This window comes from Polaromonas sp. P4_F4, assembly GCF_056401355.1.
Window position 1 is genome coordinate 1 of record NZ_JBFUJO010000044.1, and the last position, 19014, is coordinate 19014.

Genomic DNA, 19014 nt, shown 5'->3' on the forward strand with positions numbered 1-19014 from the left:
ACGACCAGGTCAGACAGGTGGGCTGGTTCGGGGAGTTGAGGTTTCGCGGCAATACCTACAAGCTGTCCAGTGCGTTGCACAGGCAGGCCGTCGCAGTGCGTGTGCGGGAGGGGGAGGACGGCGTGTTCGATGTCTATTTCGCACACCACCACTGCCTGGAAATTGACTTGCGACAGCCGGTTGTGGATTAATTCAAACCGTCAACCATGTCTCCGCACACCTGTCCACCATGTGTCCGGTCCATACAGCTTCGCCAAAATAAAAGTAAGCAAAAGAAAAGGCGACCCTGCTGTCTGCGTCCCTTCGCTGCGCTACGGGCAACCTGCGGTGCTCGGTCCAGGCGGGGTCTCGCTCAACTCGCCTGCGGCTCAGACAATCGCGATCCCTGATCCGCCTGGCCCTGYGCTCCTCGGCGCAGACAGAAGGGGTTGAAGAAAAACAGCCAAAAACCACAAACCGGACACCGAAGACAAGCAAGGACACGCCATGGCGTGTCCTTGTGGTCTTGGTATTTGTGTATTTTGTATTGCTATCCGCTCCCCACCCGTGTGGCTGGGCCGAGCAGCACAGATGGAGGCGGGATCAGGGCCGCAGTTGTTTGAGCCGCAGGCGAGTTCTGCGGACCCCCGCCGGAGTCGAGCAGCGCAGGTTGCCCGTAGCGCAGCGAAGGGACCCAGACTTCGGGTCGCCTTCTCTTTGCTTACTTTTCTCTTGGCGACGCAAGAGAAAGTGAGTCGCCCGCCGGGGCGAGTCCCGGCCTCAGCCCTCAGCAAAAGAACACCTACAAAATATCCGCAGCAGAAAGCTCAGGCGTTTCCGCAATCCGCGCCGAAATCGCACGGCAAGCCTCCAGCAGCGGCGCCACATAAGCCTGCTCGGGATTGTCCTTCTGCCTGAACATCAGCGTGCTGACGCTGATCGCCGCCACCGGCTCCCCGTGGCTGCCCAGGATGGCCGCGCCGAAGCAAAAAATACCGGCTTCGTTTTCTTCGCCGTCCACCGACCAGCCCCGCTCCCGCGTGAGCCGCAGTTGTGCCTGCAGATCCGCCAGCTCGACCACGGTGCTGGGTGTGTAGCGCGGCATGGGTAAATTTTCAAGCAAGGGGTTCAGCGTGGCTGCGTTCAGCGCGGCCATATAGGCTTTGCCCACCGCCGTGGAATGCAGTGACACGCTGGTGCCTATGCGCGAGGCCATGCGTACCGCGCTCGGGCTCTCGAGTTTTTCGATGTACACCATGCTGGTGCCGTTGGGTACCGCCAGGTGCACGGTCTCGCCCGTGACATCGCGCAGGCGCTTGAGTTCGTCCACGGCCGCCAGTCGGAGTTCCGAACGGCCCCAGCTGCGGCTGGCCAGCTGGATGAGTCGCGGGCCCAGTGCAAGGGAAGCACTGCGCGTGTTCTCTACCAGCAGCCGCTCGGCCAGCAAGGCTGCAACGATGCGATGCACCGTCGGGCGCGGATAACCGCTGGCCCGCATCAAGGCGCCGACGTTGAGCGGCTCGGTCGAATCAGCCACCAGCTGCAGCACGTGCATGAACTTCGAAAACGACGCCGTGCCCGCCACTTGGGCCAGGGCAGGCTTGGTTACAGCGGAAGGTGGTCGGGAAGCGGGCATGGGCAGGGCGATGTGCGGTGAGGGCTGATGAACAAAAAGGATTATCCCTGCTGGCCCGGCCCGCAACGCGTCAGGAGACCCATCAGGACACCATGTAGCCCCCATCAACCGGCAGGATCACGCCGGTCATGAACGCCGCCGCCGGCGTGCACAGGAACATGGCGGCCTGGGCCACATCGGCCGGCGTGCCCCAACGGCCCAGCGGTGTGCGCGCCAGGATGGGGCCGGCGCGCGCCGGGTCGTCCTGCAGCGCCTGCGTGAGCGGTGTGGCAATCCAGCCGGGCGCGATGGCATTGACACGGATACCGTCGGCCGCATAGGCAATGGCCAGCGACTTGGTGAGCTGTGCCACCCCGCCCTTGCTGGCCGCATAGCCCGGCACCAGCCCGCCGCCAAAGAAGCTCAGCATGGAGGCGGTGTTAACGATGCAGCCGCGGCTGGCTTTGAGCCGTTCGCGCGTGGCGGTGCAGACCCGCATGGTGCCGGTCAGGTTGACGGCCAGCACCTGCTCGAACACCTCCAGGTCATGCTCGGCGCCGCGCTTGATGATGCCCGCGCAGTTGAAGACGATGTCGAGCTGGTCCAGGCCGGCCAGCGCCGCGTCCAGGCTCTGAGCCGACGTCACATCGGCCTGCCGCACGGCGACCGCCGCGTCCAGCGTGCCGTCGCCCGGCCCCAGCCCGAGGGCCGTGACCTCGGCGCCCAGCGCCGCGAGGTGGTTGGCAATCACGGCGCCTATGCCCTGCGTCGCACCGGCGACCAACGCCCGCTTGCCTTTGAAGAGTGCTGCCTGATAAGTCATGGGGATTCCTGGGTTGTCGGATAGGTGTAAAAGCAGCCTCGCCAGCGCAGGAGAGCCACGTCGCAGTGTCTCACTGCAACACGTGAGGCTGGGATGGGGGCCGCGACCGATGCAAAAGACTGAAGCTTTTTATACGCCGCCGGCCCTCACCCCAACCCTCTCCCAAAGGGCGAGGGAGCAAGAAAAGCGCATCGTACGCATTGAGCTGAGTAGTTACAAATCTTTCTCAAGATTTTGGTAACTACTCAGTCCTTCTTGTCTTGAACAGCGATGCTTCCCCGTTTTACGCCTTCCCGCCTTTGGGGCTGAAGCCCACGGCTCCGAGTCCGCCTGCGCGGACTTGGACGGGGCGAAGGGTCGCAGTGTCTCACTGCAACACGTGGGGCTGGGATGGGGGCCGCGACCGATGCAAAAGACTGAAGCTTTTTATACGCCGCTGGCCCTCACCCCAAGCCTCTCCCAAAGGGCGAGGGAGCAAGAAAACCGTGTCGCACGCATCGAGCTGAGTAGTTACAAATTTTGGCTAAACCCTAGTTCTTGATGTTCAGCTTGGCCATCAGCGTCTTGAAGTAAGCGCTGTCTTTGGCCATGTTGGCTTTGAAGGCCGCTTCGTCGGCATAGGCAAAGCCCAGGTTCTGTTTTTCCAGCACCTCGCGGAATGCCGGCTCATTGGCGGCCTTGAGCGTCACGGACTTGAGGTAGGCCACGACTTCTGGCGGCGTGTTTTTGGGCGCCGCAATGCCGCGCCAGGTGCCAATGGTCAGGTCGATGTTGCGCTCCTTCAGCGTGGGCACTTTCTCAAAACCCTTGACGCGCTGGTCCGCCATGACGGCCAGGGTTTTCAGCTTGCCGGCCTGCACGTAGGTCGTCACTTCCGCAGGGCTCACGGCCACCGAGTCCACATGCCCGCCCAGCAGCGCCAGCACGGCCGGGCCAGCGCCCTGGTAGGGGATGTGGTTGAACTTCACATTGGTCTTGTCTTCCAGCGCGGCCGCTGCCAGGTGCCAGATCGAGCCATTGCCCGCATTGCCCACGCCCACCGTGCCGCTGTCTTTGCGGGCGGCCGCGAGGAACTCTTCGATGGTGTTCCAGGGCGCATCGGCGCGCACGGTGATGGCGGCCTGGTCGGCGTTCAGGCGGGCAATCGGCGTGAAGTCGTCGTAGGTGAACTTGGCCAGGCCCATGTGCGGCAGCGTGGTGACCTCCACCGTGACCACCGCCAGTTTGTAGCCGTCGGGTTTGGCATTGATGACGTCCTGCCAGCCGATGGCGCCGCTGGCGCCGGGCTTGTTGACGATGACCACACTCTGCGGCATGTGTTTGCGCGAAGCGTCAGCAAAGGCGCGCGCCAGCGCATCGGTGCCGCCGCCCGGCTGGAAGGGCACGACCAGCTCAATGGCGTGGTTGGGGAAGTCGCGCACTTGCGCCCCAGCGTTGCCTGTCAGGCCCGCGGTAAGGGCCAGGGCGGCAGGCAGCAGGGCTGCCGCGGCAAAGCGACGACGTGTGAGCTTGTTGATCATCTTCATGTAAAGGTCTCCTGTTGTGGTTGAAAAACGTATCGACTCAGTAGGTGGCGCGCCCGCCGGAGAGGTCAAAAACCGCCCCGGTATTGAAGGTGCAGGAGCCCGAGCACAGCCAGGCCACCATCTCGGCAACTTCGGGCGTTTCGCCCAGGCGTTGCATCGGGCTTTTGTTGATCATGGTCTGCACATGCTCGGGCGCCATCTGCGCCAGGATGGGCGTGCGCACCGCGGCTGGCGCAATCGCGTTGACCAGAATGCCGGTGGTCGCCAGTTCCTTGCCCAGCGATTTGGTCAGCGCCAGCACACCCGCCTTGGCCGCGCTGTAGGCCGAAGCATTGGGCGTGCCCTCCTTGCCGGCCAGCGAGGCGATGTTGACGATGCGGCCCTGCCCGGCTTTGCGCATGTGCGGCACCACCGCGCGGCACACATTGAACACGCCCACCAGGTTGACCTCGACAATGCGCGTCCATGCATCCGGGTCGTAGGCATCCAGCGGCACCGTGGGGCCGGCAAAACCGGCGCTGTTGACCAGGAAGTCGATACGGCCCCAGCGCGCGCTGGTTTGCAGCGCGGCGCGCTCCACGCCCTGCCGGTCGGTCACATCGACGCGCAAGGCTGTGCCGGTGTCATCCGGCGCAGACAAGTCCCAGCTGACCACCGTGGCGCCACTCGCCTGCAGTTGCCGCGCCACCTCGGCGCCAATGCCGCTGGCCCCGCCCGTGACCACCGCCACGCTGCCCGCAAAATCGTACTGCGCTGTTGCGTAAGCCATGGTCAGCGGATGAACTGCTTGGTGTAGTCGGCGCCGAGGCCGACGCTCTCGAAGTGCTTGTTGCACATCTCGATCTTGGTGAACACGTCTTCGTAGCCCATGCCCTTGCCGTACGGGTCGGTGTAGTACATGACGCCATTGACCTGGAAGTAGGTGATCATTTCTTCCACGTCTTCCGGCACGTAAAGCGTGTGGGTCTCACCCGGCGGCTCAAAGACATAGCTGCCTTCGGTGGCCTCCCAGTCGTGCTCCAGGTAACGCCAGCGGCCCTTCAGCACAAAGCCATGCACGGCCTGCGGATGGCGGTGGCGGCTGAGCACGCCGGACTTGCGCACGCGCAACAGGTTCATCCAGTAGCCCTGGCTGGCATTCAGGCACAGCGGGCGAAACCACACGTTTTCAGCTTGCGGAACCCACAGCCGCTCATCGGTCGGAATGGCGTGCTGGACCACGATCTCCGGCAAGGCAGCCGCCGGGTTCGGAAATTGATAGGGCATCAGTGGGGAAGGGTCGGTCGTATCAACGGGCATGCAAGCCTCCTAAACATCCATATTGTGGACATGCTGTCTATATAGTGGTCATTCTACCGGCGACACGGCGCATCAATCCAAGGGCTTACCCTGAATTTTGAAAAGTGCACGGCAGCTAAGAGCGCAGCAGCTGCATGCGGCGCGAGTTCCCAACCCAACCCCAGCCAACCTCAACCGAAATCCCGGCCCTAATCCCCGCCCCAAAGAAAAACGGGCCCTGCCATTGCTGGCGGACCCGTCAAAAAAACGAGGGGGACGGTGCGGAATGCTCAGGGGGTCCAGGTCACCACACCGCTCCACGCGGTGGCCAGCACGACCACACCAAAGGCAATGCGGTACCAGGCAAACGGCACAAAGCTGTGGCTGGAGATGTAGCGCAACAGCCAGCGTATGCACAGCCACGCGCTAACAAAAGAAAACACCAGCCCCACCATGAACAGGGGCACATCAGCCACGGACAGCAGCGCACGCTCCTTGTACAGGCTGTAGACGCCCGCGCCAATCAGCGTGGGAATGGCCAGGTAAAAAGAAAAATCGGTCGCGGCCTTGCGCGACAGCCCCAGCAACATGCCGCCAATGATGGTGGCGCCGCTGCGGCTGGTGCCCGGGATCATGGCCAGGCACTGCACCAGCCCGACCTTGAGCGCATCCATCACCGTCATGGCCTCGACTTCATGAATGCGTGCGACGGCCGGGTTGCGCTCCTGGCGCTTTTCCGCCCACAGGATGATGAAGCCGCCAATGACAAAGGTGCTGGCCACCACCACTGGCGTAAACAGATGTGCCTGAATGGCCTTGCCAAACAGCAGGCCCAACACCACGGCCGGCACAAAAGCCACCAGCACGTTCAACGCAAATTGCTGCGCCTGCTTTTCAGTCGGAAGCGCCACCAGCGTGTCGCGGATTTTTTGCCAGTACACCAAAATGACGGCAAAGATGGCGCCGGTCTGTATGGCGATGTCAAACACCTTGGCCTTGTCGTCGTCAAAACCCAGCAATGCACCCGCAAGGATGAGGTGTCCAGTGGAAGAAATGGGAAGAAACTCGGTTAAACCTTCAACGACCCCCATGATGGCGGCTTTGATCAACAGTGCAATGTCCACTAGGAGGGCTCCTGAAATTTGAGCCCGATTATCGCCCGCCGTCCTGAGGGGCATTGCGGTTAAGCTGAACACGTCATGACCGAGCCCACACCCGCAACTTCAGGTAACACGCCACCACAAAATGTCGGCCAGGCCACGCCCGCCAGCGTGCTTGAATTCTGGCTGGCCGACGGCCTGGAAGGCGGCACGGCAGGCGGCTGGCCCACGCCGGACCTCGGCAAACGCTGGTTTGGCGGTGGCGCCGCGCTGGATGAGGAAATCAGGACGCGCTTTGGCGCGCAGGTCGTACAGGCGATAGGCGGCGGGCTGCAGGACTGGGAGCAGCAGCCCTTGCACCGGCTGGCCCTGGTGATATTGCTCGACCAGTTCACCCGCAACGTGTTTCGCGCAAGCGCCCAGGCCTTTGCGGGCGACGCACGCGCCCAGCAACTGGTGCTGGATACGCTGGCCCATCAGGCCGACCAGCAACTGCCCTGGGTGGCCCGCGTGTTCACCTACATGCCGCTGATGCACGCAGAAGACCTGGCCCTGCAGGATGAATGCATCGCCCGCTTTTCGCGGCTGGTGGCAGAGGCGCCCGACAGGCTGAAGCAGCGCATGCAAGGCCACCTCGACTATGCCCGCCAGCACCAGGCCATCATTGCCCGCTTTGGCCGCTTTCCCTACCGCAACACGGCCTTGGGGCGCGTCAACACACCCGAGGAAGAAGAGTTCCTGCGCAAGGGCCCGCGCTTCGGGCAATAGCGGCTCCCGGGCTTTTTTATAAGCGCCTGTTTTATTGCCAGTGCTTGTTGTTGCTTGTTGCTATAGGCATCAAGGCATAAACGGGCATAGGGCAGCGCCTGCATCCCGCAATGGCTTAGCGCAGCGTCCTACAGTTTCTTACATGGTTTCAGGGTGTACTTGGCAACAGGTCAACAACCTGAGGACTCCCATGAAAAGCACACACAACACCCTGTGGGCGTACAGCAAAACTGCTGCAGTCACTGTGGCCATGGTCACCGGCACCGCCGTGTTGCTGGCGGCCTGCGCCGGCGTCAAGCCGCCTCCGAAGGAATACACGCAAGAGCGGCTGGATGATCAAATCCAGGTGCCGCCCGGCAACGTCGTCGCGCTGGAGACCACCGCGACCGGCCTGCTCAACTATGAATGCAAGGCCAACGCCACCACGGCCGGCACCATGGGCTGGGTGCTGGTGAGCCCGCAGGCTGACCTGCTCGACCGCACCGGCAAGCAGGTCGCAAAATACGCCGGCCCACCCGCCACCTGGACGCACATGGACGGCTCCAGCGTTGTTGGCGAGCAGGTAGCCATTGCACCGCGCCGGGGTGCCACCAACCTCCCGCAGCAGTTGTCCAAAGGCTCGCCCGGCCCCGCCGCCGGTGTGCTGCAAAACGTCACCTACATCCAGCGCATCAAAACCAAAGGCGGACAGGACCTGAGCAAGGCCTGCACGCAAGCCGACCTGGGCGACAAGCTGACGCTGCCCTACCAGGCCGACTACATTTTCTGGAAAGCAGCTTGAACAATGACGACTCACTTCGGATGAGAATTGGGTGAGCGCGCCCCAGGAGTGGCGGCCCTTGTAGCGGCCTTTGCAGCGGCCTTTGTTTCGGCTTGCACGCTCCGGTCTGCGCTCCACTTCTGCTGCATCACGTACGCCAGCAAAAAGTCTGAAAATCCCTGGGCCGCCGGTGACAGCGGGCGGTCTTTCTTGGTCAGCAGGTAAAACTTCCGTCTGAGCGTGGGCGCCTGCAGCAAACGGGTTTGCAGTCCGTAAAGATTGAGTAGCGACGTGGCATACGGCAGGCAGGTCGTCACCCCCAGTCCGGCACTCACCATGCTGAGCGCCGTGGTCATGAAGGTGACTTCCATGTCGGGACTCAGCGTCAGGCTGCCGGATGCGGCCTGCAGATCCGCACTTAGCCTCTGCGTGTATTCCCCCTGCAGGGAAATCAGCGGATATTGGGAAATATCTGTCCAGGTCACGCGCTTCAATTTACCCAGCGGATGATCCGGCGGAAATACCGCGACAAACGGTATTTCGAACAGGCTGTGTACCGCGATTTCAGGTGATACCTCCCGTTCCGGCCCAATGGCGAAATCGACTTCGCCACTGTGCACTTTGGACTGCACCGCCTCCACCGCGCAGTCCGAAAGTCGAATCTGCACCGCCGGGTATTTCCGGTTGAATGCCGCGATGGCGTCGGGCATCAGCGTACAGGCCATGAGCTGCGGCGCAGCGACCCGGACAACACCACTCTTCAAGGCCTTCAGGTCATGGATCGCGTGGTACGCCTCATCAAGGTCCTGCAGGATGCGTGTGGCCAGAGGCAAGAACTCGCTGCCGACCTCGGACAGCTGCACTTTGCGCGTGCTGCGGTAAACCACCTGCACGCCCAGCACGTGCTCCAGTTCCTTGATCAACCCGCTCAGCGCCGACTGGGTGATGTGCAGTTGGCTGGCCGCCTCGGTAAAGCTCGCGGACTTCGCGACAGCCACAAAGGCACGTAATTGACGCAAGGTCACATTCATCGGATTAATCGGATTACGTAATAAGTTGATATGAAAAAGTTGATTGAATAATAAGCCAGATTGTCTTCTACTCGCATCGCGTACGAAACGCCTCGCTCAATCTCATTCAATATTTCAAACGCCCTGCAGGAGACAACCATGCCTTATCTCAATTTCGGGAGCCGCCTCGCCATGCTGCTAACCGCCATCGCGGTGTCCGTCAGCGCCCAGGCCCAGGCCCCGACCCAGAGCTTCCCCAGCAAGCCCGTGAAATGGATCGTGGGTTATCCCGCCGGGGGCGGCTCGGACTTCCTGGCGCGCACCGTGGCGGCCCAGATGTCTGTGCAACTGGGCCAACCGGTGATCATCGATAACCGGGCCGGCGCCGGCGCCATCATTGGAGCCGAAGCTACAGCCAGATCGCCGGGCGATGGCTACACCCTCTTCACCGCAGATAACGGTGTGCTGATCTACAACCCGGCGCTCTACAAGCGCCTGCCATACGATCCCGAGCGTGACTTCGCGCCCCTCGGCCTGATGGCGCGGACACCGCTGCTGATTGTTGCCGCGCCCAATGCCGGGATCCGGAATGCCCGGGAGCTGATGGACGTCCTCAAGAAAAATCCCGGCAAGCTGAACTATGGTTCACCAGGAAACGGCAGCCCTCACCACCTGGCCATGGAACTCTTCAAAACGCGAACAGCGGCTTTCGCGGTGCACGTTCCATACCGCGGGGCTGCGCCCGCCATGCAGGACGCCATGGGCGGCCAGATACCCCTGATGATTGTGGACACGTCGACCGGCATGAGCGCCATCAAGGCCGGCAAGCTGGTGCCGCTGGTGGCGTTTTCGGCAAAACGTGTTTCGCAGCTGCCCGACGTACCCACCATGATCGAGTTGGGCTACAAGGATGTTGAAGCCTATGCATGGCAGGGCATGGTGGTTCCCGCCAGCACGCCAAACGACATTCGGCAAAAGCTTTCTCTGGAAATGCAGGCAGCCGTCAATAACCCAGGCATCCGCAAGAAACTCGAGGAGGCCGCCTGGGAATCCGTTCCCAGTGACGCAGCCTTGATGTCGGTGTACACCTTCGCCGAAACGAAGAAGTGGCACCAACTGATCCGCGAGCGCGGCATCACCCTGGAACAGTAGACAGCCCACCCTCACCCTATTCACCCTATTCAAGAAACGCAATGGAGACATCAATGACGCACAACAACTCTGCACTCAACTCAGCAATCAACCCTGCACTCAGTCTCATGCTGGGCCGTACCCTGCTGGGCGCCTTGTTCCTCATCTCCGGTCTCGCCAAGATCGGGCGGTTCGCCGGTATCGCTGCTTTCATGACATCCAAAGGCCTGCCCGCCGCCGAAATGCTGCTCATGGCCACCATTGCGCTGGAGGTGGCCGGTGGCCTTGCCCTGATTGCGGGCTGGCGTGTCCGGTATGCGGCATGGGCCCTGCTGGTCTTCACAGGCCTGGCAGCCGTGATCTTTCATGCCTTCTGGGCTGCGGAAGCCCCTGCCTACCAGAACCAGTTGAATCACTTTCTGAAGAACGTCGCCATCATGGGTGGTCTGCTCTGCGTCGGCGCTGCGGGCGCCGGGTCCTGGAGCTTTGATGGACGCCAGCCGACAAAGGCATGAATGCCTGCACCGACTTCGGCTGCACCCATAAAAAAGCCTGCACGAAGCAGGCTTTTTTTGATTCAGGCTTGATCCGGTTCTGATCCGGTTCCGATTCAGACCGGATCAACACGGCTATCAGCGATAGATATCAACGCTGGTAGTAAACCGGGGCATAACCCTGGCGGTAACCATATCCACCCCGGTAGCCGTCGTCGTCGCGGTCATGGCCATGCCTTTTATGCCAGCCGCGATGGCCGGGCTGGACATAAACCACTTGCGGCGGGCCATAGTAGTAAGGGCGGGGTTGCACAAACACCGGTGCGGGCCGTACATAAACGGGCGCCGGCTGGTAATAAACCGGTGCAGGCTGCACATACACGGGTGCCGGCGTGTACACCGGGTAGGCGTTGCCCACGTTCACCGACACACCGGGTGAGCCCACGCCCACCGACCAGTACACGTCGTCTCTGGCCTGGGCAGCCCCGGCAAATCCCAAGGCGGCCACGGCCAAGGCGGCAGCGGCGCCGGCCAGGGCTACGGAGCGGTTTGTCTTGATGGCTGTCTTCATTGTCTTTCTCCTTAAAGGCATGGAATGCCCATGTGTTTATTAAACGCTGGATACCGGTAACGGCTTACCGCATGCACAGTTAAGAAAGTAGCCAAACGTAACGCTTTGCCCAACCGCCTAAAATCAACGCATGACCTCCCCCGCCCCCTCCAAAGCTGGCCCCAAGGGCACTGCTGCCGCAGCCCCCGCCGACAAAGAAGCCCACAAGCCCAGCAACTTTTTGCGCCAGATCATTGAAAAAGACCTGGCCGAAGGCACGTATGCCACCCGCCGCTGGGGCGGCGGCCCCGGCGATGCCGCCCACCACGCCACCGGCCAGCCCGATCCGGCCAGGGTGCGCCTGCGCTTTCCGCCCGAACCCAACGGCTACCTGCACATCGGCCACGCCAAGAGCATTTGCCTGAACTTCGGCCTGGCGCGCGACTACGGCGGCGTATGCCACCTGCGCTTTGACGACACCAACCCCGAAAAAGAAGACACCGAATACGTCAACAGCATCATTGACGCGGTGAAATGGCTGGGCTTTGGCTGGGAAAACAATGGCCCGACAGGCCAGGAGTCCAACCTCTACCAGGCCAGCGACTACTTCGACTTCATGTACCGCGCCGCCGAATACCTGATCGAAGCCGGCCACGCCTACGTGGACGAGCAGACCGTGGAACAAATACGCATCAATCGCGGCGACTTTGCCCACCCCGGCACCGACAGCCCCTTTCGCAGCCGCACGCCCGAGCAAAACCTGGCCCGCTTTCGCGAAATGCGTGACGGCCTGCATGAAGACGGCTCCATGGTGCTGCGCGCCAAGATCGACATGGCCAGCCCCAACATCAATATGCGCGACCCGGCCATCTACCGCATTCGCCGCGCCACGCACCACAACACCGGCGACAAATGGTGCATTTACCCCATGTACACCTTTGCGCACCCCATCGAGGACGCACTGGAGCAGATCACCCACAGCCTGTGCACGCTCGAGTTTGAAGACCAGCGCCCGTTTTACGACTGGCTGCTCGACCGCCTGTGCGAAGGCGGCCTGGTTGCCACCCCGCACCCGCACCAGTACGAATTTGCCCGCCTCAACCTCACCTACGTGCTCACCAGCAAGCGCAAACTCGCGCAACTGGTGTACGACCACAAGGTCAAGGGTTGGGACGACCCCCGCATGCCCACCATCGTCGGCCTCCGCCGCCGCGGCTACACCCCCGAAGCGATTCAGCTCTTTGCCGAACGCATCGGTGTGACGAAAAGCGACAGCTGGATTGACTACAGCACGCTCGAAGGCGCCCTGCGCGACACACTAGACCCCATCGCCCCCCGCGCCATGGCCGTGCTCGACCCCGTCAAGCTGGTGCTGACCAATTGGGACACGGTCATGGGCGCAGGCAAGCTCGACGACTGCAGCGCCCCCGTGCACCCGCACCACCCCGAGCTGGGCAAGCGCAACTTCAAGATCGGCAAAGAGGTGTGGATTGAACGCACCGACTTTGAAGAGACGCCGCCCAAAGGCTTCTTCCGTTTATTCCCGGGCAACAAGGTGCGCCTGAAATACGGCCACGTCATCGAATGCACCGGAGCTACCCGCGACGCCAACGGCCAGGTCACCGAAGTGCAGGCCACGCTGATCCCCGACACCAAGAGCGGCACGCCCGGCTCAGACGCCATCAAGGTCAAGGGCGTGATCACCTGGGTGGGCGTGAACGACGCGGTGCAGGCGGAAGTGCGCCTCTATGACCGCCTCTTCAAGGAAGCGCACCCCGGCACGGGCGAGAAGGACTTTATGGAAGAGCTGAACCCGGACAGCCTGAAGGTGGTGACGGCGTATGTGGAGCCTTCACTGGCAAACGTGCCAGCTGGCCAACGTTTTCAGTTTGAGCGGCATGGGTACTTTGTCACAGACTTGGTTGACCACAAGCCGGGGAAAACCGTGTTCAATCGGGTGACGGGGATGAAAGACAGTTGGGGGAAATAAACCCCCGTCTACAGCGGCTCGGCGAGCCGCTTTTTTTTTGCCCTGTCGCCATGCACCTCAACAATGCATCATTTTAAATACGGCATTGCCGTATAATCATTAAAAAACAAAGAGCGAGGGAGAGGCATTCGTGCTGACCATTGTAGAAACGCCGACATTCCAGCGCCTGTGGCCAGACTACTGGACCGAAGAAGAGCGGGGTGAGTTCGCCACCTGGCTTGCATTGGCGCCCGATGCGGGCGACGTGGTTCCTGGTTCTGGTGGCGTGCGCAAGGTTCGGTGGTCACGCAAAGGCACGGGAAAGCGCGGCGGTGTGCGTGTGGTGTATTTCAACCGTCTTGCAAACGGCGAAATCTGGCTGCTCCTGATCTACGCCAAGAGCACACAAGACAGCATTCCCGCAGCCGTGCTGCGGGTTCTGAAACAGGAGATTGAAGATGCCGATGACTGACAAACAACTGGCCAATCGCGACGCGAAGCGCAACCTCGGCGCAGAACTGCTGCAGTCCGTGCGCGAAATGAAAGCTGGCAAAGGCAAGGTAGTGGCGCGAGTCGAAGTTCCGCCGGTAACCCATGCCCGCATGAAGTCCGGACTGTCGCAGGCCCAGTTTGCCGAACTGCTGGGTGTCTCGGTGCGCACTCTGCAAGACTGGGAACAAGGCCGCCGACAACCGTCTGGCGCGGCCCGTACTCTGATCACCATTGCAGAGTTGAAACCAAAAGTGCTGCAACAGGTGTTCAAGGATTTGGCCGGAACACCGACTGCATGAACGTTGCGCGCCGTAACTGCAGAATGAACTGCCACGGGCATGATCGTCTGGGCAGGAACAACGATGCGGAGCGGGCCAAAGTGCGCCTGTATGACCGCCTCTTCAAGAAAACGCATCCCGGCACAGGCGACAAGGATTTTCTGAAAGAGCTGAATCCGGACAGCTTGAAGGTGATGGCGGCGTATATAGAACCTTCACTGGCCAATGTCCCTGCCGGCCAGCGCTTTCAGTTTGAGCGGCATGGGTACCTTGTCACTGACTTGACCAGGTATGAAAGACTCTTTCCTTCGATAAGCTCGAGCCAACCGCAGACAACAAAAGCGAGTTGCATTGAAGTGTTCCAAAAATAAAGGGGTTTCAAATGTACGTTTTTTGCTTTCCCAAGCCCAAGTCGCTGATCGATTTGCAACATGACAAGACGCTCGTAGCACGTCTTCGTTCACCTGCAGAACTGCGCAAATCAGTACAGATCGCGGTGATAGACGACCAACCGTTTGCGCCTGAACATAACTTGAAAAACAACCAATTTCAAATTGTCACTTACACCGACATCCACAAAATTGATCAACTTCAAGAGTTCCCAATAATATTGTGCGACCTACAGGGCGTATCAATTCTGCCTTGTACAACACGGCATTCGAACTTCAGGATTTATTAGAAACTGATTTTTCTCATAGAGTCAGCTCTGCATCTCTTGCAAAAAGCGTCGTGAGTCTTTCTGAACTTTTGCGGGGGCGGATCGACTTCATGGAGTTCATCGCGAATCCAAACACTAAAAATGTCACTCGCGGTGACATCTACGTCTATAGAAAATTTGACAAGGTGCAACGATGTTTTCGAGTTACGGCCTACAAACGAGGGATAGATTTTTCGATAAGCGGTTCATCCACAAAGAGCACTTATGGTCCACCCATATTTGATCTCGTTCCTTATTTACTTTTAGATAACGCAGTCAAGTATTCGCCAGATAAATGTCCAGTTCAAATAGTTTGCAATGACGGAGCCCAATCTATTTTTTGCTCTGTTACTTCTCGAGGACCACGAATCACCGAAGCAGAACTCCCTGACATCTTTTCGCCCGGGGTCCGCGGAGAAAATGCTGTAAGGTCAAAAAAGGAAGGCTCAGGCCTTGGGTTGTCTGTGCTTAGAGTTGTAGTCGACGAAGTCTTTGGAGGCTCAATAAAGGTTACCCAGAGCGAGGACAAAGCAATAATCAACGGAGTGCCATATTGCGACGTGACCTTTGAGGTAAAGCTCCCTAGTCTTACTGTGTTATAAATAAAGGCGTTGCCAATACTTCTTAAAGTGAAAGGTGCGCCTGATGGACGAACTGCGCGAGTTTGATCGGTACATGGCCCACCTGAGTGAGGGCTTGGGCCACGCAGATCGGCATGCCGGCTTGCGCGGCTATTGTTCTGGCCTGATGGCGCCTCTGAAGCGCAAGAGCGTGGAACCGATGGCGGCGCACCTGGCGCCCGCGACGACGCGTTCTCGCCATCAGTCGCTGCATCACTTTGTGGCCGATTCCGCGTGGTCGGACGCGCAGATGCTGTTGCGGGTTGCGCAGTGGGTGGTGCCTGCAATGGACTTCAGCGATGGTGGCTGGTGGATCATCGACGACACAGGTTTCCCCAAGCAGGGGCGCCACTCGGTCGGCGTGGCCCGGCAGTACTGCGGCATGTTGGGCAAGCAGGACAACTGCCAAGTGGCAGTCAGCGTCTCGCTGGCCTGCCAGAACGGCAGCGTGCCTGTCGCCTGGAGCTTGTACCTGCCCAAAGAGTGGGCAGACGACAAGCCGCGGCGTGAGAAGGCGGGCGTTCCGCCTGACGTGCAATTCGCCACCAAGCCGACGATCGCACTGTCTCAGATCGAGCGCCTGATGGAGCAAGGCGCGCCCCGACACTGCGTGCTGGCCGATGCCGGCTATGGGGTGGAGACGGCATTCCGTGAACGCCTGAGTGAGTTGGGTCTGCCCTATGTAGTGGGCGTGACCGGTCAGGTCACGGTGTGGCCACCGGGGCACGCGCCACTGCCGCCCGAGGCATACAGCGGCCGCGGCGCGGTGCCCAACAGGCAGCGCCTGGGCGAGGCCAGGCGGCAGCGGCCGCAGTCGGTCAAGGAACTGGCGGTCGATCTGCCGCCCTCGCAGTGGCAGACCGTTGAGTGGCGCGAAGGCACCAACTTCACCCTGCGATCCCGATTTGCCCGGGTTCGGGTGCGTGCCGCCCATCGGGACCGTGAGCGCACGCAGTTGCGCCCCGAGCAGTGGCTGCTCATCGAGTGGCCCGAAGGCCACCGTGAACCTATGAAGTACTGGCTGTCCACGTTGCCCGAGGATGTGCCGCTGCAGCGCATGGTGTTCGAAGCCAAGATGCGCTGGCGCATCGAGCGCGACTACCAGGACCTTAAGCAGGAACTGGGGCTCGGCCACTACGAAGGCCGGGGCTGGCGGGGGTTTCACCACCACGCGAGCCTGAGCATCGCGGCCTACGGGTTCCTGATGGTCCAACAGCTACGGCACCCAGAGGGCGCCGGTAAAAAAAACTCCGCCTGCCGCTCGGAACCTGCCCTACCCACGCATTACAAACCTCGCGGAAGCCCAGCGCACGCAGCGCCACGTCCCATCGTCCATGACAACCTTGCGGCTGCGTATCGCCGCAGCCTTGCTCGCGACGCTGCCTCGTTGCCCTTGCTGCCTGCGCGTAAACGTAAGGCTGCGCTTGTGACACAGTAAGACTAGCAAGTCGTGAACAATCAATTCCAGGTGCCGACCTGCCGGAGCAGGGTGGATCACTTCGCAACAACTGCTTAGCTTTTTTCCACGGAACGCTTCAATATCCCCAGCGCCTGATCCCACTGCTGCGCAATCAACTCCAGCGAGCGACGCGCCTCATCCAGTTGCTTCGGGTCAAACTGCCACAGCCGTTCCCGCCCCACCTTCACGTGATGCACCAGGCCCGCATCGGCCAGCACATGCAAGTGCTTGGTCACGGCCTGGCGGGTGATGTCGGTGGTGGAGGTCAGTTGGGCAATCGACACGGCGCCGCCCACACACAGTACGGCCACCAGGCGCAAGCGGGTTTCATCGCCCAGCGCGGCGAACACGCCTGCGGGGCCGGGTTGCGGTGACAGTGTTTCGGGCGCCTTACTGGGTGCCTTACTGCGGGGAGACATATTTCTGGATATTTTTCATCTGCCCTTCCCAGCCGCCGTCGTTCATGCGGAAGGCTTCTTCGCGGGAATCCGGGGTCAGATTCCAATTAAGTCGCGATCAAGCTCCTTGCTTTTTGAGGCGACGCAACGACCCGGGCTGCATTGGCTATGACGCAGCGGATCACGTGATCCTCGCTCAGTGGCTGTCCCAACCGCCGATCAGCGGCTTTTCTCAACCGGGTTGGCTGTCAGCCAGTTGGCCGGGTAGGCCCGCATGAACTCTCGGGCCTTCTCTGGGCGGGTGCTCAGCCATGCGTCGTAGGCACCCTCGTTCAAGATCACCAACATGCGTTTTTCATTGCCGGGCTGTTGGTAGCGGCTCATCAGAGCGTGGCTGTTGGCGTTCACGGTGAGCAAGGTGTAGCTGATGATGGCCTCGCCCTCAGCCCCCGTCCAGCTTTCCCACAAGCCCGCCACACCCATGGGCTCGCCGTCCACCCGGGCAATGCGGGTGGGCACGGCCTTGCCACTGCGCCAGTCGTCTTCCATAAAAGCCCTCATCGGCACGATGCAGCGCTGCCCGGCCAACCAGGCCTCGCGGAAGTTGTTGGACGTGGTCACTGTTTCTGACCGTGCATTGACCAGCTTGGTCGAACGCAGCTTGGCATCGGAAGCAGATTTGACCCAACGTGGCACCAGGCCAAATTGCCCGGCCACCAGCTCACGGGACAGCTCACGCGGGGGCTTGTCGGCGTCTGCGGCCTGTTCGGCCTCTTCGGTTTCCTTGGCTTGGGCCGCGCGGATAAAAACACCCGGTTGGCGCGGCCACACTTCGCGCCCCACGGTTAAAGCGGGGGCGGCCACATGGAAGGCATCGGGGTAAAGCGAGGCGATGTGGACGCTCTCATAATGGGTACTCATGCACGATGCTATCGCAATGCAGCGATCAGCCGCTGCATAACGACCCCGCCCATCAGCAGGGCTCTGATGCATTCGGTTTTCCGATGCGGAAGTCGCGGATATCCGCAGCGTGCGGGGCCAGGAACCAAGTGCTTCGTGGCGGATTCCAACTTACGTCGCGGGCTGATCGACTCTGGCGACAGGAGGTGTTCCATGAAGCAACTGAAACTTCGGCATTGGCAGGATGTGGTCAATGCCTTGGTGGGCTTGGTCGTCATGCTGTCGCCTTGGTGGCTAGGTTTCACCGATTCAATGGCGGCAAGCGCGAACGCCGTTGTGATCGGCTTGGCGCTGATCGCCGCCGCCATGGGGGCGATCCTCGTGCCGCGCCCCTGGGAGGAATGGACCGAGGCCGCGCTCGGCATCTGGCTGATCATGTCGCCCTGGATGCTGCAGTACGCGCTTGAACGCGAGAACCGGCTGGTCATGGTGGCGCTCGGGGCGGTGATCGTCCTGATCGCGACTTGGACCCTGCTGGTGGACAAGGAATACCGCTCCTGGGGCAGCGACTGGGGTGTCCATTGAACCAGCGTCCTACGCGTGACCGAAGTCCTGCCGCTCGATGACCGGCGGGGAAATCAAGGTCAGATTCCAATTAAATTCAAGTTCTGCTCGCCAGCCCCAGCATGGCGGCCATGCCACTCATGGGCAGCTCGGCTACCGGCTTGGTCGAACGAATGACCCCCGCAAGGCCAGACGCTGGATGAGGTGAAGCAGCAGTCGGCAAATGCGGCGGCGCATTTACTTCACTTCACTTTTGAGGCCGCCGGCACCAAAGGCCGTATATAAGACTGCTACCCCGTTGAAACTTCACCATGCCGACACTTGCTTTCTGGGAGACGTCCATATAAGCATTGCCTTAATACGAATGGCACTTACTTTGGCTCATAGGCATGACCATGCCTCTGGACGTGTCGGCGAGCCTGGTCGCGGGGCACCTTCAACCAGGGGTAGGGTTTGGGCCTTCGTTTTCGCATTCGCGGCTCGATGCGTCCGGGTCGATGGCCGACCCTGCATTGTGCGATCAACGTGAATAGCCGCCCGCAATCCTTCGTGGCCGAGAGGCCTCGCGAGACCCACTCTGTCCACAGTTGCACCGTGTGCTTG

The 19014-nt window shown here is 60.9% G+C and carries 21 protein-coding genes and 2 pseudogenes; 12 read left to right on the top strand and 11 right to left on the bottom strand.

The window, feature by feature from the left end:
• Positions 1-191, top strand: a pseudogene (locus AC1DUR_RS24950) (IS481 family transposase); the annotation flags it as partial.
• Between the two features lie 590 nt (positions 192-781).
• Here AC1DUR_RS24950 and AC1DUR_RS24955 read toward each other — a convergent pair.
• The 6 genes from AC1DUR_RS24955 to AC1DUR_RS24980 all read right to left on the bottom strand — a co-directional run bounded on the left by AC1DUR_RS24955 (position 782) and on the right by AC1DUR_RS24980 (position 6345).
• A complete protein-coding gene (locus AC1DUR_RS24955; protein ID WP_477720877.1) occupies positions 782-1615 on the bottom strand; it encodes an IclR family transcriptional regulator in 834 nt (277 codons plus the stop codon).
• 82 nt (positions 1616-1697) lie between these two features.
• Entirely contained in the window at positions 1698-2417 is a 720-nt protein-coding gene (locus tag AC1DUR_RS24960; RefSeq protein WP_477720878.1) for an SDR family NAD(P)-dependent oxidoreductase, read from the bottom strand.
• Positions 2418-2947: 530 nt separating this feature from the next.
• Positions 2948-3943, bottom strand: a complete 996-nt coding sequence (locus AC1DUR_RS24965) for a tripartite tricarboxylate transporter substrate binding protein (RefSeq protein ID WP_477720879.1) — start codon at positions 3941-3943, stop codon at positions 2948-2950.
• Between the two features lie 37 nt (positions 3944-3980).
• Entirely contained in the window at positions 3981-4712 is a 732-nt protein-coding gene (locus AC1DUR_RS24970; protein WP_477720880.1) for an SDR family NAD(P)-dependent oxidoreductase, read from the bottom strand.
• Positions 4713-4714: 2 nt separating this feature from the next.
• A complete protein-coding gene (locus tag AC1DUR_RS24975) occupies positions 4715-5242 on the bottom strand; it encodes a 2,4'-dihydroxyacetophenone dioxygenase family protein (RefSeq protein ID WP_477720881.1) in 528 nt (175 codons plus the stop codon).
• Between the two features lie 269 nt (positions 5243-5511).
• Positions 5512-6345: an undecaprenyl-diphosphate phosphatase gene (locus AC1DUR_RS24980; RefSeq protein ID WP_477720882.1), complete on the bottom strand. Its 834-nt coding sequence runs from the start codon at positions 6343-6345 to the stop codon at positions 5512-5514.
• A 75-nt stretch (positions 6346-6420) separates the two neighbouring features.
• On the opposite strand from AC1DUR_RS24980, the gene AC1DUR_RS24985 reads away from it, so the two are divergent.
• Positions 6421-7089 carry a DUF924 family protein gene (locus tag AC1DUR_RS24985; protein WP_477720883.1) on the top strand — a complete coding sequence of 223 codons (669 nt, stop codon included), beginning with the start codon at positions 6421-6423 and terminating at the stop codon, positions 7087-7089.
• A 190-nt stretch (positions 7090-7279) separates the two neighbouring features.
• On the top strand, positions 7280-7870 hold the full coding sequence (locus AC1DUR_RS24990; protein ID WP_477720884.1) for a DUF3455 domain-containing protein: 591 nt from the start codon (positions 7280-7282) through the stop codon (positions 7868-7870).
• An 11-nt stretch (positions 7871-7881) separates the two neighbouring features.
• On the opposite strand, the gene AC1DUR_RS24995 is transcribed toward AC1DUR_RS24990, so the two are convergent.
• Positions 7882-8880 (bottom strand): LysR family transcriptional regulator, encoded by a 999-nt coding sequence (locus AC1DUR_RS24995; protein WP_477720885.1) that lies wholly within the window; start codon positions 8878-8880, stop codon positions 7882-7884.
• Positions 8881-9018: 138 nt separating this feature from the next.
• On the opposite strand from AC1DUR_RS24995, the gene AC1DUR_RS25000 reads away from it, so the two are divergent.
• On the top strand, positions 9019-10011 hold the full coding sequence (locus AC1DUR_RS25000; RefSeq protein WP_477720886.1) for a Bug family tripartite tricarboxylate transporter substrate binding protein: 993 nt from the start codon (positions 9019-9021) through the stop codon (positions 10009-10011).
• Between the two features lie 53 nt (positions 10012-10064).
• Entirely contained in the window at positions 10065-10505 is a 441-nt protein-coding gene (locus AC1DUR_RS25005) for a DoxX family protein (RefSeq protein WP_477720887.1), read from the top strand.
• Positions 10506-10635: 130 nt separating this feature from the next.
• Here AC1DUR_RS25005 and AC1DUR_RS25010 read toward each other — a convergent pair whose 3' ends face one another.
• Entirely contained in the window at positions 10636-11055 is a 420-nt protein-coding gene (locus tag AC1DUR_RS25010; protein ID WP_477720888.1) for a hypothetical protein, read from the bottom strand.
• Between the two features lie 130 nt (positions 11056-11185).
• Here AC1DUR_RS25010 and AC1DUR_RS25015 point away from each other — a divergent pair, with 130 nt between their 5' ends.
• The 6 genes from AC1DUR_RS25015 (at position 11186) to AC1DUR_RS25040 (ending at position 16528) form a co-directional block, all read left to right on the top strand.
• Positions 11186-13024 carry a glutamine--tRNA ligase/YqeY domain fusion protein gene (locus AC1DUR_RS25015; RefSeq protein WP_477720889.1) on the top strand — a complete coding sequence of 613 codons (1839 nt, stop codon included), beginning with the start codon at positions 11186-11188 and terminating at the stop codon, positions 13022-13024.
• 130 nt (positions 13025-13154) lie between these two features.
• Entirely contained in the window at positions 13155-13475 is a 321-nt protein-coding gene (locus AC1DUR_RS25020; protein WP_477720890.1) for a transcriptional regulator, read from the top strand.
• On the top strand, positions 13462-13794 hold the full coding sequence (locus AC1DUR_RS25025; protein WP_477720891.1) for a helix-turn-helix domain-containing protein: 333 nt from the start codon (positions 13462-13464) through the stop codon (positions 13792-13794). The genes AC1DUR_RS25020 and AC1DUR_RS25025 overlap by 14 nt, the downstream gene beginning before the upstream one ends.
• Positions 13791-14144, top strand: a complete 354-nt coding sequence (locus AC1DUR_RS25030; RefSeq protein WP_477720892.1) for a hypothetical protein — start codon at positions 13791-13793, stop codon at positions 14142-14144. Before AC1DUR_RS25025 ends, AC1DUR_RS25030 begins: the two co-directional genes overlap by 4 nt.
• Before the next feature lie 397 nt (positions 14145-14541).
• Entirely contained in the window at positions 14542-15072 is a 531-nt protein-coding gene (locus AC1DUR_RS25035; protein WP_477720897.1) for a sensor histidine kinase, read from the top strand.
• A gap of 43 nt (positions 15073-15115) precedes the next feature.
• Positions 15116-16528 carry an IS701 family transposase gene (locus AC1DUR_RS25040; protein WP_477720893.1) on the top strand — a complete coding sequence of 471 codons (1413 nt, stop codon included), beginning with the start codon at positions 15116-15118 and terminating at the stop codon, positions 16526-16528.
• A gap of 74 nt (positions 16529-16602) precedes the next feature.
• On the opposite strand, the gene AC1DUR_RS25045 is transcribed toward AC1DUR_RS25040, so the two are convergent.
• Positions 16603-16968, bottom strand: a complete 366-nt coding sequence (locus AC1DUR_RS25045) for an ArsR/SmtB family transcription factor (protein WP_477720894.1) — start codon at positions 16966-16968, stop codon at positions 16603-16605.
• Between the two features lie 198 nt (positions 16969-17166).
• The gene (locus AC1DUR_RS25050; protein ID WP_477720895.1) at positions 17167-17868 is read right to left on the bottom strand and encodes an SOS response-associated peptidase; all 702 of its coding nucleotides are present in this window, start codon (positions 17866-17868) and stop codon (positions 17167-17169) included.
• A 192-nt stretch (positions 17869-18060) separates the two neighbouring features.
• Here AC1DUR_RS25050 and AC1DUR_RS25055 point away from each other — a divergent pair, with 192 nt between their 5' ends.
• Entirely contained in the window at positions 18061-18432 is a 372-nt protein-coding gene (locus AC1DUR_RS25055) for an SPW repeat protein (protein WP_477720896.1), read from the top strand.
• A gap of 350 nt (positions 18433-18782) precedes the next feature.
• Here the strand turns inward: AC1DUR_RS25055 and AC1DUR_RS25060 are convergent.
• Positions 18783-19014 (bottom strand): annotated as a pseudogene (locus AC1DUR_RS25060) (IS4 family transposase); the annotation flags it as partial.

Excerpts from the sequence above, each read along its gene's own strand:
- AC1DUR_RS24955 (WP_477720877.1), bottom strand. The coding sequence starts at position 1,615 with ATGCCCGCTTCCCGACCACCTTCCGCTGTAACCAAGCCTGCCCTGGCC.
- AC1DUR_RS24960 (WP_477720878.1), bottom strand. The coding sequence starts at position 2,417 with ATGACTTATCAGGCAGCACTCTTCAAAGGCAAGCGGGCGTTGGTCGCC.
- AC1DUR_RS24965 (WP_477720879.1), bottom strand. The coding sequence starts at position 3,943 with ATGAAGATGATCAACAAGCTCACACGTCGTCGCTTTGCCGCGGCAGCC.
- AC1DUR_RS24970 (WP_477720880.1), bottom strand. The coding sequence starts at position 4,712 with ATGGCTTACGCAACAGCGCAGTACGATTTTGCGGGCAGCGTGGCGGTG.
- AC1DUR_RS24975 (WP_477720881.1), bottom strand. The coding sequence starts at position 5,242 with ATGCCCGTTGATACGACCGACCCTTCCCCACTGATGCCCTATCAATTT.
- AC1DUR_RS24985 (WP_477720883.1), top strand. The coding sequence starts at position 6,421 with ATGACCGAGCCCACACCCGCAACTTCAGGTAACACGCCACCACAAAAT.
- AC1DUR_RS24990 (WP_477720884.1), top strand. The coding sequence starts at position 7,280 with ATGAAAAGCACACACAACACCCTGTGGGCGTACAGCAAAACTGCTGCA.
- AC1DUR_RS24995 (WP_477720885.1), bottom strand. The coding sequence starts at position 8,880 with ATGAATGTGACCTTGCGTCAATTACGTGCCTTTGTGGCTGTCGCGAAG.
- AC1DUR_RS25000 (WP_477720886.1), top strand. The coding sequence starts at position 9,019 with ATGCCTTATCTCAATTTCGGGAGCCGCCTCGCCATGCTGCTAACCGCC.
- AC1DUR_RS25005 (WP_477720887.1), top strand. The coding sequence starts at position 10,065 with ATGACGCACAACAACTCTGCACTCAACTCAGCAATCAACCCTGCACTC.
- AC1DUR_RS25010 (WP_477720888.1), bottom strand. The coding sequence starts at position 11,055 with ATGAAGACAGCCATCAAGACAAACCGCTCCGTAGCCCTGGCCGGCGCC.
- AC1DUR_RS25015 (WP_477720889.1), top strand. The coding sequence starts at position 11,186 with ATGACCTCCCCCGCCCCCTCCAAAGCTGGCCCCAAGGGCACTGCTGCC.
- AC1DUR_RS25025 (WP_477720891.1), top strand. The coding sequence starts at position 13,462 with ATGCCGATGACTGACAAACAACTGGCCAATCGCGACGCGAAGCGCAAC.
- AC1DUR_RS25030 (WP_477720892.1), top strand. The coding sequence starts at position 13,791 with ATGAACGTTGCGCGCCGTAACTGCAGAATGAACTGCCACGGGCATGAT.
- AC1DUR_RS25035 (WP_477720897.1), top strand. The coding sequence starts at position 14,542 with ATGGAGTTCATCGCGAATCCAAACACTAAAAATGTCACTCGCGGTGAC.
- AC1DUR_RS25040 (WP_477720893.1), top strand. The coding sequence starts at position 15,116 with ATGGACGAACTGCGCGAGTTTGATCGGTACATGGCCCACCTGAGTGAG.
- AC1DUR_RS25045 (WP_477720894.1), bottom strand. The coding sequence starts at position 16,968 with ATGTCTCCCCGCAGTAAGGCACCCAGTAAGGCGCCCGAAACACTGTCA.
- AC1DUR_RS25050 (WP_477720895.1), bottom strand. The coding sequence starts at position 17,868 with ATGAGTACCCATTATGAGAGCGTCCACATCGCCTCGCTTTACCCCGAT.
- AC1DUR_RS25055 (WP_477720896.1), top strand. The coding sequence starts at position 18,061 with ATGAAGCAACTGAAACTTCGGCATTGGCAGGATGTGGTCAATGCCTTG.